Origin of the sequence: Streptomyces sp. SID12501 (assembly GCF_010550245.1) — a bacterium.
Taxonomy (GTDB): Bacteria; Actinomycetota; Actinomycetes; order Streptomycetales; family Streptomycetaceae; genus Streptomyces.
Genome location: NZ_JAAGLU010000610.1, coordinates 1 through 449, shown reverse-complemented (window position 1 = coordinate 449; position 449 = coordinate 1). Strand labels below are relative to the sequence as shown.

The following is a 449-nucleotide window of genomic DNA, read 5'->3' as shown; positions in this document are numbered from 1 at the left end:
CGCGCGCGACCTCGTCGACGAGCTTGTCGAGGTACCGGATCCGCTGCATGAGCGGGTCCTCGACGTCCTCGACGCGGATCCCGCAGATCAGCCCGGTGATGAGCGACGCGTCGGGGTTCATGCGCGGCGCGGCCGCGAAGAACTCCTCGAACGTGACCTCGTCGGCGAGGGCCCGGGCCAGGCCGTCGGCGTCGTAGCCGGTGAGCCACGTGATGACGCGGTCGACGTCGGCCGCGTCGCGGCCCTTGCGCTCGACCTTGGCGACGTACAGCGGGTAGACGCTCGCGACGCTCGTGCCGAAGATGCGGTGACCGGCCATGGTGGTCCTCCCTCGTCGTGCACGATCGTACGGACGGTGGCGTCGTGTCCCGAGCACCCCCGCCGCCCACCTACGCTGTCCCGCGATGATCTCTCGTGCCGAAGGGGCGTTCCTGGGTGCCGTCCGGGCG

General features: G+C 71.0%; 1 protein-coding gene. It reads right to left on the bottom strand.

What is annotated here, in order from left to right:
* A partial coding sequence (locus G3I71_RS47530; protein ID WP_164325167.1) for a DUF2200 domain-containing protein occupies nt 1-319 on the bottom strand: 319 nt, incomplete at its 3' end.
* Nucleotides 320-449 lie beyond the last annotated feature (130 nt).